The sequence below is a fragment of the Lentzea sp. NPDC051838 genome, from assembly GCF_040681245.1.
Taxonomy (GTDB): domain Bacteria; phylum Actinomycetota; class Actinomycetes; order Mycobacteriales; family Pseudonocardiaceae; genus Lentzea.
This window is the reverse complement of record NZ_JBFAYI010000027.1, coordinates 37,428-54,625: the sequence shown is the minus strand read 5'-3', so window position 1 is coordinate 54,625 and position 17,198 is coordinate 37,428. Positions and strand designations below refer to the sequence as shown.

5 protein-coding genes are annotated in these 17,198 nt (G+C 68.1%); 3 read left to right on the top strand and 2 right to left on the bottom strand.

The features are described 5' to 3' along the window. Positions 1–658 precede the first annotated feature (658 nt). The 3 genes from AB0M24_RS37315 (at position 659) to AB0M24_RS37305 (ending at position 15,366) form a co-directional block, all read left to right on the top strand. A complete protein-coding gene (locus AB0M24_RS37315; RefSeq protein WP_363778196.1) occupies positions 659–9,868 on the top strand; it encodes an RHS repeat-associated core domain-containing protein in 9,210 nt (3,069 codons plus the stop codon). A gap of 11 nt (positions 9,869–9,879) precedes the next feature. Next, a complete protein-coding gene (locus AB0M24_RS37310) occupies positions 9,880–12,114 on the top strand; it encodes a hypothetical protein (protein WP_363778195.1) in 2,235 nt (744 codons plus the stop codon). Positions 12,115–12,180: 66 nt separating this feature from the next. After that, the gene (locus tag AB0M24_RS37305; protein ID WP_363778194.1) at positions 12,181–15,366 is read left to right on the top strand and encodes a sialidase family protein; all 3,186 of its coding nucleotides are present in this window, start codon (positions 12,181–12,183) and stop codon (positions 15,364–15,366) included. A gap of 62 nt (positions 15,367–15,428) precedes the next feature. Here AB0M24_RS37305 and AB0M24_RS37300 read toward each other — a convergent pair whose 3' ends face one another. After that, positions 15,429–16,244: a CHAP domain-containing protein gene (locus AB0M24_RS37300; RefSeq protein ID WP_363778193.1), complete on the bottom strand. Its 816-nt coding sequence runs from the start codon at positions 16,242–16,244 to the stop codon at positions 15,429–15,431. Positions 16,245–16,283: 39 nt separating this feature from the next. Further along, on the bottom strand, positions 16,284–17,057 hold the full coding sequence (locus tag AB0M24_RS37295) for a peptidoglycan-binding protein (RefSeq protein WP_363778241.1): 774 nt from the start codon (positions 17,055–17,057) through the stop codon (positions 16,284–16,286). Positions 17,058–17,198 lie beyond the last annotated feature (141 nt).

Below are 17,198 nucleotides of genomic sequence, written 5' to 3'. Positions count from 1 at the left end.
GTGTCGCGGATGAGGCCGCAGTGGGGCGGGGTGGGTACCGAACCAGGTGGCGCGGCCAGTACCCACCCCGTGCCGCTGGACCAGAGGTCCGGTCCAGCGCCGGCGATCACCATTCCGTCCGGTCCAGTCGAAATGGCACCCGTCCCGCACAGCGGAACCGCAGCCCGCCTTCACGGCAGCGCACCTCGTTCGCCGTCCGAAGTCGCCTGGACCACTACATCGCGACGGCCGTCGAACCACCCTCCGCCTACTGGCTGGAACTGCCCGCCATCTGGCGGTGATCAGTGAGCCGCCTGGCGACTTCCGCGCCCCGGATCCGTTGCGTGAACCTTTTCGTGTACAACTGGTCATCTAATGTTCTTCTGCCTGCTGTCGTATTCGATGCGGGCAAGGTGATAAAGGCCGAATCGACCGCAATTGTGACGGCGGTCACCTGTCAGCGATTTGTCAGCGCCGGTTCCTAGCTTCACGCCGCAGGTGGTGTGAGCAGCACCGATGTCATCGTGTTTCTCAGCGCCGCCCGCAAAAGGCGTTGTCGGAGCAATCTTCGGATCCGGCTTGGGGGAATGACGTGCGCAGGCGGAAAGCTGGCCTTCTAGGGCTTTTCCTGGTTCCCAGCGGCTTGGTGAAGGTCGTCGCGGTCGGCCTTGGTGTCGTCATGGTGGCGACAGCGGCCGGTGATGGAATGACGGGGTTGCAAGGCCGCGAGAGCACCTATGCCGCGTTGCACGGGCCTGGGCAGGTCTGGGGGTCTGCTGACGGCGCGGGCTCCGAGACGGCGGACAGACCGGCGAACCGGACGTTGCCCGCCAGCGTGCGGAGCCGGTATCCCCGGCAGGTCTGGGACCAGAAGGCCGACAACACCGTCGCCGAGGCCGAGGCGCCGGTGGCCGAGGTCAAGGGATTCGACGAGAAGACCAGCACCGAACAGCGCGAGAGACGCACGGACTTCGAGCGGGTCTACCGCAACGCCGACGGTACCGAGACCACCGAGTTCTCGACCGCGAAACTGAACTACAAGGGCGAAGACGGCTCCTGGACGCCGATCGACCCGACGCTCGTCGACGATCAGGGCAAAGGCTGGCGCAACGCCGCTGACGAAGTCGGTCTGAGCTTCGCCAAGCAGGCTGACGCCGCCGACCTGGTCACCCTGAAGGTCGACGAGAACCACTCGGTGTCGTACACCCTCGCCGGCGCCGCGGCTTCCACGCCGCAGGTCGACGGCTCCACCATCGTGTACCCCGCGGTCAAGTCCAAAGTGGACCTCAAACTCGAGTCACGGCCGGGCGGGGTCAAGGAGACTCTCGTCCTGGCTGGGCCGGACGCGCCGACGAGCTTCACGTTCCCGTTGCGCCTCAAGGGGCTGACCCCGAAGATCAGCGACGGCCAGGTCGTGTTCACCGACGAGAAGGGCGCGACGAGAGCGGTCATCCCGCCCGGCGACGTGGTGGACGCCAAGGGTGTGGTGTCGAAGGGCGTGGCCTACCGGTTGACCGGTGGCGCGCTGGAGCTGACCGTCGACGAGGCATGGTTGAAGGATCCGGGCCGGGCGTTTCCGGTCGCCGTCGATCCGACTGTGCAGCTGCCCGTCACCAGCGGGTCCGCGGACGCCAGCATGACCGCCGGTTCGGCCGGCTCCGGTGAGCTCGCGATCGGGCCGAACGCCAACGCCTACATCAAGTTCGGCGATCTGGTGAACCGGCTGCAGTACCACACGATCTTCGGCGCGCAGCTGTGGATGGTGAACTTCGAGGCCGAGTCGTGCAGCCCGCGTCAGGTCAACGTCCACCCGGTCACCGAGAACTGGTCGTCGGGATCGGGCACTTATCCCGGGCCGGCTGTCGGCGGTGCGTTGGCCAGCAAGTCCTTCGCGCACGGGTACATCGCGTTCGGGCAGTCGTCCTCGGCGTGTCCTCGTGCGGGTGAGCTGTTCAACCTCGGTGGTGCCGGCCGGGATCTGGTGCAGCGCTGGGTGAACGGCGAGCAGCCCAACTACGGGCTGTCGATTCGCGGTTCCGGTGCCAAGAAGTTCACCGACCGCGGCACGGCGAACCCGCCGAAGCTCTTCGTCACGCACAGCCCGTACAACGCGACCTACAAGCTGACCGACCCGCGGCCGAACCCGCCGGTGCTGCAGAACCAGAACGGCAAGGTCAAGATCCAGGTCACCAACAAGAGCGCCGCCGCGTGGGCTCCGAGTGACTACTACCTCGCCTACCGCGCGTACAAGGCCGACGGCAGCGCGTTCGGGCAACAGCGTGCGGCGAACCTGACCACGACCGTGCAGCGCAACGGGAAAGTCACGCTCGACGCGACCATCAAGGCGATGCCGCCCGGCAAGTACTTCCTCGACTTCACCATGGTCAAGACCGGTGGCCCGGTGTTCACCGATCACCAGGTGCCGCCGGGCCGGATCGTCCTGCAGGTCTTCGACATCCCGCCGGTGCTGCAGGAACTGTTCCCTCCCAACGGGTACCAGGCGCCGACGCTGACCCCGCAGCTGTGGGCGCGGGCGCTGGACGTCGACGCGCCACCGAGCTCGAGCCTGCAGTTCAAGTTCGAGGTCTGTGAGCGCGACGCGGCCGGAAAGCCCGTCAACTGCACGAACTCCGGGTACGGGACGAAGACCGCGTGGACGGTTCCGGCGGGCACGCTCAGTTGGACCAAGAGCTACATGTGGCGCGCGTTCGTGAAGGACGCCACGACCGAAGTGCCCTCGCAGTACTCGGTTCTCCTCGCCAACGTGCCACAGCCGGAGATCACCTCACGGGTGTCCTCGTCGCCGAGCGGCCTGCAGGAGCGGGACTTCGACCCGCAGACCGGCAACGTCACCACGTCGGCGGTCGACGCGGCGGTCAACACGGCCGGGCCCGCTCTGTCGGTGGCCAGGACGTACAACAGCATCGACTCGCGCCGGGACGGCATGTTCGGCGCGGGCTGGACCAGCGTGTTCGACATGAAGGTGGTGTCCGACGACGACGGCTCCGGCAGCGTTGTCGTCACCTACCCGGACGGGCAGACCGTCCGATTCGGACGCAACGCCAACGGCACTTATGTTCCCCCGAGCGGCAGAACGGCCTCGCTCACGCAGGACAGCACGTCCTGGAAGCTGCTCGACCAGTCCGGCACGACCTACCAGTTCGCGCTGACCGGCAAGCTGACGAAGATCACCGACGTGTCCAACCGGTCGATCGTGGTGACCTACCAGGACGGCAGGATCCGCAAGGCGCAGGTGGCCAACAGCCAGACCAACACCGCCGGTCGGTCGCTGACCTTCACCTGGACCGGAGACCACGTCACCAAGCTCGACACCGACCCCGTCGACGGTGCCGTGCTGAGCTGGAACTACAGCTACACCGGCGACCTGCTCACCAAGGTGTGCGGGCCGACACCCGGCTGCACGAACTACGAGTACAGCGCCGGTTCGCACTACCGCAGCGCCGTGCTCGACTCCCGGCCCGAGTCGTACTGGCGGCTGGGGGAGGACGAGGGCACCGCGGCGGCGAGCGAGGTCGCGACCAACCTCGGCAAGGACAGCGGTACGTACAAGAACGTCACGCTCAACGCGGCAGGCCAGCTCGCCGGCACGACGGACACCTCAGCGTCGTTCAACGGCACCACGTCCACTGTGGACCTGCCCAAGGGGACGGTGAAGAAGAGCCGTGACGGCGCGATCGAGCTGTGGTTCAAGAACTCCATCACCGGCACGGGCGGCCCGCTGATCGGCTACCAGGACAAGGCCCTGGGATCGGCGAGCACCACCGGCGTCCCGGTGCTCTACGTCGGCACCGACGGCAAGCTGCGTGGCCAGTTCGGCACCGGGTCCGTCAACCCGATCACCTCGCCGAACCAGGTGAACGAGGGCAGGTGGCACCACGTCGTGCTGTCGTCCATGGGCTCCACCCAGACGCTCTACCTGGACGGCGCGAAGATCGGTGAGCTGACCGGCAAGACGATCGACCACACCCTGCTGACGTTCAACCAGATCGGCGCCGCCTACGCGAGCACCCCCGCCTCCTGGCCCGCGTGGGGCACGACTTCCCAGCGGTCCTACAGCGGCATGATCGACGAGGTCGCGCTCTACTCCGGCCCGCTCGGTGCGGCCTCGGTCGCGGCCCACTACAAGGCCGCGACCACGCAGGCGGACCTGATGAGCAAGGTCACCCTGCCGAGCGGCCGGGTCGACTCCTCGGCCACCTACGACGTGGCCCGTGACCGCGTCAAGCAGTACACCGACGACGACGGCGGCGTGTGGAAGGTCGGCGCGCCAACGGTGTACGGCGGCGACACGGATCTTCGCCGCAGCGTCGAGGTGCTCGATCCCGGCAACCGCACCAGCCTGTACGAGTTCGACGCGATCAGCGGGCAGCTGCTGCGCCTCGGCCAGCCTCTCGGCATGGAGACGCGGTCGGAGGACAAACCGGGTGAACCCGCCGAGACGCCACCGGATCCCGTGCGGCAGTGCACCCAGCCGGACCCCAACGACCCCGCGTTCTGCACCGTCATCCCCAACGACTCCGGCGGGCCGGTGTTCGTCCGGTACGGCGTGGACGGGTTGAGCATCCGGACCTTCGAGTACAACGACGACGGTGTGCTCACCACGGTCCGGGACGAGAACGGCAACCCGACCACGATGACCTACGACGCCCGCGGCAACGTCACCTCGACGAAGACCTGCCGGGACACCAGCGCGAACCAGTGCAACACGTCGTACAAGTCCTACCCCGCAACGGTCACGAACCTCTACGACCCGCGCAACAACCTGCCGACCGAGAGCAGGGACGGGCGTTCGGCGAGCGCGACGGACAACACCTACCGGATCCAGTACGCGTACCACCCGAGCGGCCAGCTGGCGACGCAGACGTCACCTGACGGCACGCAGACGTCGTACAAGTACACGACCGGCAGCGAAGGGGCTGTCGGCGGCGGTCTGCAGCCCGCGGGTCTCGTCGACTCGATGACGAACGCCCGCGGCAAGATCACCAAGTACGCCTACTACGCCAACGGTGACCTGGGGAAGGTGACAGAGCCGTCCGGCCGGTCGACCGAGTACGGCTACGACGCGCTCGGCAGGATGACGAGCAAGAAGGACGTCTCGGACAGCTTCCCCGCAGGTGTGGTGACCACGTACACCTACGACGGCATGTCCCGGTTGCGCACGACGACCCTGCCGGTGACGACCAACGCGGTCACGAACGTCGAGCACCAGAAGCGGATCACGAACACCTACGACTCCGACGGCAACATCACCGCCGTGGAAGAGGCCGACGCGCTGGGCAACGACGCCGGCCGCACCACGACGTCGACCCTCGACGACCACGGCCGCGTGATCACGACCACCGACCCCGAAGGCGGCCAGACCTGGTTCGACTACGACGCTTTCGGCAACATCACGTCCACCACGGATCCCAACGGCAACCGCTACGACTACGCCTACAGCGGCCGCAACGCGCTCACGGAAGTAAGGCTGCGCGACTGGCGCAGTGACCCGGAAGGCGCTCCGGCGACGGGCGACTACCTCGTCCTCAAGGCGTACAGCTACGACTTCGCCGGACAGCTCTCGAGCCAGACCGACGCGATGGGCCGGCGGATCGAGTACACGTACTTCGACGACGGCCTGCTGGCCAAGGCCGTGCTCAAGAAGTTCCGCAACTCCGACGGCACCACCCGTGACTTCGTGCTGGAGGACAACACCTACGACGGTGCCGGAAACCCGACGCGTCAGGTGGGCGCCAACGGCAAGACGGTCAAGGCCAGCACGTACGACAAGATGGGCAGGGTCCTGACGTCGACCGTCGACCCGTCCGGTCTGATGCGCGGCTCGACGTTCACCTATGACGGCAACGGAAACGTCAAGACCGTCACCACGACCGGGAAGCCGTCGAACGTTCCCTGGGTCACCGGCAACGACCAGGAACAGGTGACCTACGAGTACGACGACGCCGACAACATCTCCCAGGAGACGATCTCCAACGGCACCGTCTCCCGGGTCACCAAGACGCGCTACGACCAGCGCGGCCTGGCAACGTCCACAACGGACCCGCGTGGCAACGCCGCCGGAGCCGACCCGAACGCTTTCACCGCGCGCCTGACCCACGACGAGCTCGGGCAGCTGATCACGTCGAGCGCGGCGCCGTTGTCCGCGGAGAGCGGCGGCGGGTCGGCGAGCATCGTCACTCCGACCGCGACGACCGGGTACAACACGTTCGGCGAGCTGGTCGACCACAAGAACGAGCTCGGCCACGTCTCCCGCTCGACCTACGACCGCGACGGCCGGGTGACCAGTTCGGCCAAGCCGTCCTACACCGCACCCGGTGCCACGCAGGCAGTCACGCCGACGACGTTCACGAAGTACGACGGCAACGGCAACCCGGTGGAGGTCAAGGACCCGCGCGGCAACATCACGCGGACCACCTACGACCAGCTCAACCGGGTCGCGAAGGTCGACGCGCCGAGGACGACCAACGACGAACGCGCGGTCACCTCGTTCGGCTACACGCGCACCGGCCAGGTCTTGTCCACTGTGGACCCGAGCGGCATCCGGACCGAGGGCACGTTCGACGACCTCGACCGCCAGGTGACGGCCACCTCGATCGAACGCGTCCCGGTCGCGGGTGTGTTCACCAGCAAGATGGTCTACGACGACGCGAGCAACGTGGTCAACGCGATCTCGCCGAAGCAGGCCACGACGGTCAACACCTACGACTCGCTCAACCAGCTCACCAAGACCGTCGACCCGAACGGCGTGCAGCTCCAGTACGGCTACGACTTCGCCGGGCACACCGTCCGCGCCGCCGACGCCCAGGGCCGCACCTCCCAGGTGATCTACGACCTGTTCGGCCAGAAGGTCGCCGACAACGCCCTGAAGGCCGACGGGTCGACGTTGCGCAGTACGACGTACGGCTACGACCTGGCCGGAAACCTGGTCACGGTCACGGATCCGGACCAGACCGTGCGCAGGTACACCTACAACTCGGCCAACCAGCTGATCAACCAGGTCGAACCGGTGGCGGACAACAGGTCCATCACCAGCTCGTACGGCGTGGACGCGGCCGGGCACCGGACGCGGTACACCGACGGCCGCGGCAACTCCACGATCACCACGTACAACAGCCTGGGCCTGCCCGAGTCCACGGTCGACCCGTCGACCACCACGCATCCCAACGCGGCGGACCGGACGTGGACGACCAGCTACGACGAGAACGGCAACGCGGTCCAGATGTCCGCGCCGGGCGGCGTGGTGACCAAGCGGGAATACGACGCGGCGAACCGGCCCAAGTCGGAGACCGGTGCTGGTGCCGAGGCGCAGACCGCGACGACGACCTACAGCTACGACCTGTCCAACAGGCTGCGCTCGGTCAGCGCGATCGGTGGCAACAACGCCTACACCTACGATGATCGGGGAAACCTCTCCACCGCAACAGGTCCCGGTGGTGTCGCCGACTACCGCTACGACGAGGAAGGCAGCGTCGTCAGCCGCACGGACGCGGCCGGCACCGCGGCGTTCGGCTACGACAAGGGCCGCCTGGACACCGTGGCCGACGGCCTGACCGGCACGACCCAGAAGTTCGGCTACGACAACACCGGCGCGGTCAAGACGATCGACTTCGGCCTGGGGCGCAAGCGAACCCTGGGTTATGACGACCTGACCCGGCTGACCTCGGACGTCCTCACGAACTCCGGCAACGCCACCGTCTCGTCGACCACCTATGCGTTCAACCCGACCGACACGGTGGCCAGCCGGACCACGACGGGTGTGGCGGGTGCCGGTACCACGACGTACGACTACGACAAGGCCTACCGGCTCAAGGGCAGCACGACCGGTGGCGTGACGACTGCTTACGAGTGGGACGACGCCGGCAACCGCACGAAGATCGGCCCGAAGCAGTCTGCTTTCGACGAACGGAACCGGCTGCTCTCCGACGGCGACAGCACCTACGCTTACTCGCCACGGGGAACGTTGCGGTCGAAGACGACCGGTTCGCAAACCCAGCAGTTCGGCTTCGACGCACTCGACCGGATGATCACCAACGGCACGCGGACCTACGCCTACGACGGTTTCGACCGGGTCGCGACGCGGGACGGCACGACGTTCACCTACGCGGGCCAGAACGACGAGATCGTCTCCGACGGGAACGAGACGTACGCCCGCGGTCCCGGTGACGAACTCGTGGCCACCAGCCGCGGCACTACCAAGCGACTGTCCCTTTCGGACATGCGCGGTGACGTCGTCGCCGGCTTCGACCCGGCGGACAGCTCGCTCGGCGCGCTACCGGACTCGACCACGTACGACCCGTTCGGCAAGGTGACGGCGAAGGCGGGCAACACCGGCGCACTGGGCTATCAGGGCGACTGGACCGACCAGGCGACCGGTCAGGTCGACATGGGCGCGCGCTGGTACGACCCGAACACCGGCGGATTCGCCTCCCGCGACGACGTCGACACCAGCGGCGGCTCGGCCGTCAACGCCAACCGTTACGGCTACGGCTCCGGAAACCCGGTGACCAACGTCGACCCGGACGGCCACTACTGCAAGTCGGCCCTGGGATACACGGTGTGTCTGCCTCGCGTGCCCGTGGACATAACGCCGAAGAAGTCCTGGTGGTCGAAGGTCGGCAAGGGCGCCAAGTGGGGCCTGGGCAGGGTTTCGATCCCGCTCTACGCCGCATGGCAGGTGCTCAAGCCGACGCCGCTGGGCGACTCCTCGTGCACCGGCCGGTACGGCATGACGTGCGACAAGTACTTCAACCTGCCGAAGAACCCGAGTGTTCACGACCAGTTCTGCGACACGCACGCGTGGACGAAGCAATGCGGCGGTGGCGGCGCGTCGCCGTGGGAACTGGCGAACGATCCGGACACGGGCGGCGACACCGATGGTGACGGCCGGCCCGACACGCAGGACGACGCCGCTGCCCGTGCCGAGGCCGCTCGCATCGCCGCGTACCTGAGGGCGAAGGCGATCTCGGACAAGGCTCGCGCCGACAACGCGACCGCGGCCAAGAACACCCCGATCGCGGTGGCCGCGGGTGCGGTCAAGCCGATCCTCCTGCCGGGTGACCAGGTGTCGTCCACGCCGAAGGCACCGGCTGGACAGGTTGGCACGCAACGGGATGTCGTCGACGATGCACGTGCCGACGCGAACGCGATCTACCAGGGCGCGGTGCGGGCGGCCGGGCAGATCATGCACAACGTGTCGTCCGCGTCGCGGGCGGTCGTCGTGACGATCAACACCTCCGACGAACGGCACCGGCTGATCCCAGACCAGCGGCAACGGCAGAAGCGCGACTGCCGTCAGTCGTTGCCGACGCCGAACTACCTGCCGGTGGACTCCGCGCACGGCAACCGCGCCCAGGGCGTCGAGGCGTGCGTCACGAAACTGGCGCCCCGCAACGAGGCCGTGCGCGGTCCCGGTTACCAGTGGGCACAGGACCACGTCGCGAAGAACTACGGCGTGGTGGCGAGCAAGACGATCAACTCGTGCCACCTGCTCGCGGCCGTGCTCGGCGGTGACGGGAGCAAGTACGAGAACGTGGCGACCTGCAGCCGTGCCGCGAACACCTACGTCAGAGGCGACGGCAGGGTCGGCGACAACATGCGCCGGTTCGAGAAGGAGGCGGCGGACGCGGTCGACGACGGCCAGGTCGTCTACTACAAGGTGATCCCGAAGTACGCGGGCGATCGCACGATCCCGGTGTCCTTCGAGATGACGGCCGAGGGCTTCTACAAGGACGGTCGTCCTGGCGGCATCAACAGGCACGAGGTCGTGCCCAACTTCCTCCACAACCCACGAGTGGGCCCCGGCATGGCCAATCTCGGGCTGCTCCAGGACGGCAACGGAAAACCCGCGCCAACGGGTTCCACGAGGTGAAGGACACCGTGTTGAGAAGACTGAGAGCCATACTGGCGACCGTCCTGGTCGCGACAGTGCTGCCGCTGGCCGCGACGCAGGCGGCGCACGCCGACGCGGCGGGCAAGGGCGGCGACTACGTTCCGGTTCCGTCGTCGCCGGTGGTGCTGAACACCCTGACCGGCATCGGCGCCACCGGGGAACGCGGCGAGGCCAGCACGACCACGTTCACCGTCACCGGGGGAGCGGTGCCCACGACGGGCGTCGGCTCGGTGGTGCTGCGCATCGGTTTGCTCAAGCCGACCGAGGCGACGTGGGCCGTGGCGTGGCCGGCGGGCCAGACCCGGCCCGGTACCACCATGATCTCGGCGGGTGTGGGAGAGCAGATCTCCAACGTCGCCGTGGTCGAGGTCGGCGCGCAGGGCAAGGTGTCGATCTACAACGCCTCCGGCAAGACCCACATGGTCGCCGAGGTCCAGGGGTACTTCACCAGTGCGCAGGGCGCGACCGGCGGTGGCTTCGTGCCGGTCGCCCACACGCGAGTGGTCGACACGCGCAACGGCACGGGCACCACGACCGGCACCATCCCGGCCGGCGGCAGCCGCACGGTGACGCTGACCGGTGGCGTGATCCCGGCCGGTGCCGCCGCGGCCAAGGTGAACCTGCTGGTGCCCGGCGCGCCGGCGGACGGCTACCTCGCGGCGGGACCGGGAACCTCGGTCAACCGCACGGTGTTCAACTTCGAGGCGGGGTCCACGCAGTCGGGTGCGGTGCTCGCGCTGTCCACCGACGGCAAGGTGACCATCCGCAACAACGGCCCGGACCCGATCAACCTGGTCGTCACCGCCGAGGGCTACTTCGGCAAGGTCTCCAACCAGGGCGCGGGGTTGCGCGACCTGACCAAGCGCCTGATCAACACCAGGACCGCGGGCAACGGCCTGCCGCTCGCCGCCAACGCCACGATGGACGTCCAGGTCGGCGGGATCACCGGGATGGCCACGAAGGGCGTCGCCGGCGCGGCGGTCAACATCGTCGTCACCCCGGAGGCCGCCGGCTACCTCAAGGCGTGGCCGGTGGGGCAGACCGAGCCTTCGGTGTCCATGATGGACTTCAAGGCGGACGTCTGGCGCGGCAACATGATCGTGCTCAAGCCCGGCACCGACGGCAAGATCCGCATCCGCAACGGCAGCTCCAAGCCCGCGCACGTGATCGTGGACCTGCAGGGCTGGTTCGCCGACGCGGTGCCGACCGTGCCGATCGAGCAGGACTCCAAGATGTCCATGACGATGGCCGCTCCGCTGAGCACCGAGACCCGCGCGGGCTACCTGCACCACACCTACGTGGACGACGGCGGTGACATCCGCTGGGGCAAGCAGACCAACGTGGACGTCGAGGGTGACGTCGAGTGGACGGTGCTGTCCGACGGGCAGTCGTTCACCGGTCAGCCCGCCATCACCCAGCTGTCCGCCGGTCAGATGCGGATCTTCGCCCTGCGCCCCAACGGTTCGGTGTGGTCGCGCACGCAGACTGGCCTGAACACCTCGACCTGGGACCCGTGGGTCGATCTGGGCGGCTCCATGGCCGCGCCGCCGGAGGTCGCCAAGCTCGGCGACGGCACGGTGCTGCTGTTCGCGTCCGACAGCGACGGCAAGCTGTGGTCGTACGCGCAGACCGGTTCCGTTCCGTTCTGGCGCGGCCTGGGTGACCAGGACCTCGTGCCCGGCACCGTCCGTGCCGTCCAGGTCCAGGGTGGCGTGCGGATCTTCGGCGTCAACGGCGCCGGCGCGGTGAAGACGATGCAGTACTACGACGACGGTGGCCTGTCGGGCTGGACCGATCTGGGTGGTCAGGGCCTGAACGGCAAGCCCGCCGTGGTGCTGCGCCCCGGGTTCGTCCCGCAGCTGTTCGTGCGCGGCGCCGACGGCGTGATCCAGACCAAGCTGCAGGACCAGAGCGGTGCGTGGCCGACCGAGTGGCAGGCCATCGGTACCGCTGTCACCGCGGGCGCGCCCGCGGCCGAGAAGGACCCCGGCCTGAGCCGGATCGCGGTGGCGTACCGGGGAACCGACAACGAGGTCTACCGGTTCTACGAGACCGCGACCGGCAGCAACACGTGGGGCGACCCGACGAACATCGCCGGTGCCGGCAACTCCGACCCCGCGTCGAGCGACCCGACCACGATGCTCTTCGTCAACACCGGCGGCCAGACCGTCATGTTCGGCTTCATCACCATCAACGGTGTTCCGCGCTTCTACTCGCGGAAGTGACCGGCTGACGACAAAGCGGGGTCAGGCGTCGTCTGGCCCCGCTTCGTCGTGGATTTGGGGGTATACATGCGTTTCTTCAGAGCACTTCTGCTACTTCTTCTCGTGGTTCCCCTGGCACCGCTGCCCGCTTCTGCCAGTGGTGTCAGCGTCGTCGGTGCGCATCAGGTGCTGTTCCGGTCCGGTACCAACGGATACGGCTGCTTCCGGATCCCGGTCCTCTCCCGCACCGCGTCCGGCACGCTGCTGGCGTTCGCGGAGGCCCGCGTGTCGGCCTCGTGCGCGGATCGCGGTGACATCGACCTGGTCGTGCGGCGGTCGACCAACGACGGCCGCACCTGGGGCCCGATCCGCGTGGTCAGCCAAGGCAAGCCGGACGATCCCCACGCACCGTTCACGCGGGGCAACCCGGTTCCGGTGGTCGACCGGACGACCGGGAAGATCCTGCTGGTCACCACGTCCAACGAGGCCACGCTCACCGGCAAGCGGCTGCCGTGGATCCAGGAGAGCGCCGACGACGGCCTGAGCTGGACCGCGCCGAAACCGTTGGGCGCCAGCATGGACGGCACGAACGACGGCTGGTTCGCGACCGGTCCCGCGCACGGCATCCAGCTCGAACACGGTGCCCACGCGGGCCGCCTGATCGTGGGTGCCCACCAGAAACCGGCTTCCGGTGTCGTGCTCGCGGGTGTGCTCTACAGCGACGACCACGGCGCGACCTGGCAGGCCAGCCGCACCGAGAACTCCTATGTGGACGGTGTGCTGAGTCCGGGCGAGATCGTGGTGACCGAGCTGCCGGACGGCTCGGTGTACGCCGGTGCGCGCAACGAGGTCGACGACAGCGACCACCGGGCTCGGGCGGTCAGCACCGACGGTGGCACCACGATGCCCAAGTTCGCCCTGGTGCCGTCGCTCGTGACGCCGAACGTGCAGGGCTCGGTTCTGGCGCTGGAGCAGACCTACCGGTCCACTCCCGGTGACGTGCTGATCTTCGCGGCGCCCGCGGATCCCCAGGACCGCAAGCAGATGCGGATCCGGTACTCGACCGACCGCGGCACCACGTGGGCCGGCGCGCCGAACGGTCTGGTCACGTCCGATCGTTCCGGTTACTCGGACGTCGCGGAGCTGACCGGTGGCGAGATCGGCCTGGTGTACGAGGGCGGGGCGTCGTTCTCCGCCGACGAGATCCGCTTCGCCAGGTTCACCCCGGCGCAGCTCGGGCTGCCGGGCACGACGCACGGAACGCCGTCGAGCCAGCCGGCCCAGACGGCCGGGCCGACCACTCCGGACAGCACTGCCGAGGCGAATGACGCGTACCTCAGGGGAAACGCGACGATCAACGACGGGTTGTCGCTCGACGGCACCGGTGACTACGCGGACGTGCCGTACTCGCGCACACTCGACCCCGGTTCCTCCGACTTCACGTTGTCACTGCAGTTCCGTTATCAGGCAACGGCTTCCACTCGCAACCAGGTGTTGTTCTGGGGCTATGGAACGGGTGCCGACGTCCCGCAGGCCTGGGTGCGCCTGCAACCCGGCGAGGACCAGGTCACCGCGTGGGTTCAGGGTGCCGACGGTGGTGCGTCCGCGTCCGTGAAGGACGCCGGTGCTTCGGTCGCGTTCGGCGACAACGCCTGGCGTCAGCTGACTGTCACGCGGACCGGGGGTCAGCTGAAGGTCTCGGTGGGCTCGGCGTCGGCGACCGCGACCGGCATCGCGGGCGCTGTCACTGGTGGTGTGACCGGCATTCGCCTGGGCGCCAAGCAGGACACCGGCGCCGGCGACGCGTTGGCGGGCCGCATCCGGAACGTTCAGCTGACTCGTGGTGGCACGCGGGTGCTCCAGCTGGCGATGACCAAGGTCGACGGCGCGGTCGTGCCCGCCAGGACCGCCACGCCGATCGCGGAGGACGTGTCCGGCAACTGCGCGACGGCCACCGTGCTCGGTGGGATCCAGTCGGATGCCGGACGTACCGAGACCGGCAGGTCGTTGAAGATCGACTCGGCGCATCCGGGAGTGGAGACGCCTTTCTCCCGGACCCTGGACCTCGGCTCCGGCGACTTCACGATGGCGGCCTGGTTCAAGTACAGCGCCACGTCGAGCACTCCCAACCAGGCGCTGCTCTGGGCGTACGGGACGACGTCCGGCAAGCGTTCGATCTGGGTGCGGGCCCAACCCGGCCAGGACCGGTTGTTCGCCTGGGTGGAAACCGCGGCCGGGTCGGTGAGCGTCGCACTGCCGGACACCGCGGGCCGCACGGCGTTCGGTGACAACGCCTGGCACCTGCTCGCACTGAGCCGGGTCGGTGGTCAGGTCCAGCTCAGCGTGGACGGCGGAAACCCTGCCACCGGTGCCGGCCTGACCGGGTCGGTGAGCGCTGATCAGGCCGACGGCATCAAGGGCCTGCGGCTCGGGTCCAAAATGGACGGAACGGACGTGATGCAGGGTTCGCTGGACGACTTCCGCCTGTACCACCGGGCGTTGACCGCGACCGAGCTCGACGCCGCGGCCACCGGACGTTTCCCGGCCGATCCGCGGCTGTGGTGGACGTTCGACGGCCAGAACACCCAGGCGCACGACATCGCGGACCCGGTGACCGGCCCGCAGACTCCGGACGCCTCGGTGCACTGCGTCGACGCGCGGGTGTCCGGCACGCCCGCGGTGGTGAGTGGCCGCTACGGCACCGGTCTGCAGTTCGACGGCACGGATGACGAGGCATATCTGCCTTATCGCCCGAGCATCGCGCTGGCCGACGGCGACTTCACCATCTCGACGTGGGTGAAGTACTCCGCCAGTGCTGTTTCGGCCGACCAGGTCATCTTCTGGGGCTACGGCACGGGTGCGACCGAACGGTCCATCTGGCTGCGTGCCCAGCCCGGCCAGGACCGCTTCTACGGTTACGTGCAGACCGACACGGGCTCCTACGAAATGTCCGTGCCGGATCCATCAGCCGCGGCCGGATTCGGTGACAACAACTGGCATCTGGTCACCGTGCGGAGGTCTGGTTCCACGGTCGAGCTGCTCGTGGACGGCAACCGGTCGAGTGGCCCGGTCGCCGGATCGTTGACCTACGGGGACGCGTTCGCCGTGGACGGCATCCGGCTCGGAGCGAAACCCGACGGCACCAACAGGTTCAAGGGAACGCTGGACGAGTTCCGCGTCCACCGGCGGGCGCTCACGGACGACGAACTGACCGGGAACGTGGACCTCGGCCCGGTGACCGCCGTGCACCTGCCCTTCACCAACGCCTCCTGACCGTGGCGAAACTCGAGGTGCCGGTAGGGGATACCGGCACCTCGAGGGTGATCACCGGGCGATCAGAAGTGGAGCATGTACTGGAAGTCGGCCTGCGCGTTGCTCACGTGCACGTTCTTGCGGGTGCCGTAGGCGAGCGGGTTGTTCCAGTTGTACTCCTCGACGTCGAACGAGCCGTCGGAGTGGACCGCGTTGACGTAGGCGACGTGGCCGACCCTGTGCACGTCGTTGACGGCGATGGCGCCGACCTTCGGGGTCTTGTTGACCGTGACGCCGACGCGGCGGGCGGCGTCGTCCCAGGTGCCTGCGTTGCCCCAGGTGGTTCCGCCGTAGGAGTTGCTGAAGCTCGGGACGCCGAGCCTGCTGGCGATCCGGTAGGCCGCGAAGGCGGTGCAGTTGTTCTGGGCGAAGCCGCGGGGGCGGCCGTCGTAGTCGTTGCGGGGGCTTTCCGAACCGCCGCCGCCTCCGGTGAGGAACTTGTGGCTGGCGTTGTTGTTCTTCAGCGTGGCGTTGAGGTTGCCGGACGCGCCGGGCGCGAAGTCCTGGCTCGCGCCGCCGTAGCCGCTGTTGAAGTAGACGCGCACCGTGTGGCTGGTGCGGTTCTTCACCGATGCCGCGTTGTTCTTCACGCACACGCCTTTGCCGGCGCCCGCGCCCTTGAACTCGTAGCAGGACGGCTGAGTGGCGCCGTAGTCGCTGATCGAGCCGTCGAAGTCGGAGATCGAGCCTGCCTGGTTGCTGTTGTAGAAGTAGCAGAACTCTCCGCTGTCGCAGTCCCCGTCCCGGTCGGCTGCGAACGCGGGGGAGGCGGCCATGAGGGGCGCGAGCAGGGCCAGTGCGGCCCCGGCGGCGGCGAGCATCGTGCGTGCGATTTTCACGGGTTTCCCTTCGGGTGAAGTGTGGATGGTGGTTGCCGGTCACTGCGCGCGCTGGTAGGCCTCCCACGTCTTGATCGGGACCTTGGGGCCGTCGTCGGGGCGGTGGTTGGCGAGGCCGTTGAGGCCGAGGTAGTAGTCACCGACCTGGTTCTGGGCCTGGGTGGCCTGGTCGGTGTCGTTGATCGCGACAGCGTGGATGTGCCACGGCCAGTTGCCCTGGGACGGGCTGCGGACCCACGCGGCGAAGCCGACCTGGCGCAACGCCTTGGCGACGGCGGTGCGGGTGTCGGCGGACATGCCGTCGACGTTGATGTCCACGACACCGCCGCCGTCGTGGGTGCCGGCGGAGGTCGGGTCGCCGCCGGGGTTGTAGGAGCCCTGGTCCAGCTTGAGGCGGCGGTTCAGCAGACGTTCGGCCTCGGTGAGCATCGCCTGGGTGCGGGTGTTGACGGTGTACCCGTCGCGCTGGACCTTCGTGCCCGGCTTGATCACGTGGGAGACGGTGAACCGGTTCTGGCCGAGGCTCGTCAGCGAGCTCGCGCCGGGCAGCCCGTTCGCGGCCAGGCCGGTGTAGCCGAGCGAACGCTGGTAGGCCGCGTACGCCTTGATCGTCGTCGTGCCGAAGTAGCCGTCGACCCATTGGGCGTCCAGCAGGTTGCGTGCCTGGAGCGCCTTCTCGACGGCCAGCACGGAGTCCTTGGCGCCAGGGGTCAGCGTGTCGTCGGCGCGCCTGGGGTCGATCTGGGCGGCCAGCACGGTGGCTTCCATGTTGACGACGGGCAGCGGTGCGGCTGACGCCTGCGCCGCGCTCATCGTCAGGCCGCCCAGGACCGCGAAGGTCGCCAGCGCCGTGACGGCACCCTGGGTTTTCATCTTCGTCTTCATGCGTGTTTTCTTTCCGTTTGATCAAAGCCCGGCAGTGGGAACAGCTCGAGCGCGGTGCCTTGGGACCAG